General features: G+C 36.7%; 1 protein-coding gene and 1 pseudogene. Both read right to left on the bottom strand.

All coding sequences use genetic code 11. From position 1 onward, the window contains the following. Positions 1 to 453 (bottom strand): annotated as a pseudogene (locus tag H5181_RS20320) (flagellin FliC); the annotation flags it as partial. 290 nt (positions 454 to 743) lie between these two features. Next, on the bottom strand, positions 744 to 932 hold a 189-nt coding region (locus H5181_RS20315), incomplete at its 5' end, for a flagellin (protein ID WP_259397099.1).

Here is a 932-nt window from a genome sequence, read left to right as displayed (position 1 = left end):
GTGACCTACTTGGAAAACTTTATCTGTATAACCACCAGAGGTCAACTTAGTATCACCAAAAGCGGTCGTATTTGCAATTGCCGTTATTTCAGTTGCAAGCGAGTCCATTTCATTTTGAAGAGCTGCAATATCACTGGTTGAATTTGCACCGTTAGTCGCCTGCACTGTTAGGTCGCGCATACGTTGCAGCATATTAGTTTGCTCTTGCATTGCACCTTCTGCAATTTGTGCAATTGAAATGGCATCATTCGCATTACGCATGCCAACGTCTAAGCCACGCACTTGAGAATTCAAACGGTTAGAAATCGCCAAACCTGCTGCATCGTCTTTCGCACTATTGATACGTAATCCAGAAGATAAACGCTCCATTGAGGTGGCTAAAGCATTGCTTGAAGAGGTTAAGTTTTTCTGCGCTTTCATTGATGTTACGTTAGTGTTTACTGTAATAGCCATGATTTATTCCTCTAAATGTACCTGACTTAATATTTAAGCCTGTTTGCTTATTGATTAAGTCAAGTCAGGCATTGTTTATTGGTTACAGTATATTTAACGGCCAGTAATTAAATTGCTTTAGTTTTTTTTGCAAAAAATAAATAAAAAATAAATAAAAAATAAATAACCAATCGTATCAACAAGTAAAGTGAATTAATATTTTTATTTCAATAAAGCAAAATTCATATGCAAACTAACTATCCCTCACTCTATATCCAGTAAGTAACGTGAGGGCATTCGCTATTTATAGTTTAACCAAGTAACGATAATGCAACTTGAGGCAACTGATTAGCCTGAGCTAACATCGCAGAACCCGTTTGTTGTAACACTTGGTTTTTAGTCATTGTCGCCGTTTCTTTGGCAAAATCGACATCAACAATACGAGATTTTGCATCTGCTATGTTTGCTTGGGTGTTAGCACTATTAGAAATGTTATAACT

It is taken from the genome of Shewanella sp. SG44-2 (assembly GCF_014164215.1).
Classification (GTDB): domain Bacteria; phylum Pseudomonadota; class Gammaproteobacteria; order Enterobacterales; family Shewanellaceae; genus Shewanella; species Shewanella frigidimarina.
The sequence above is the reverse complement of the archived record's forward strand: the minus strand, read 5'-3'. Positions and strand labels throughout refer to the sequence as shown.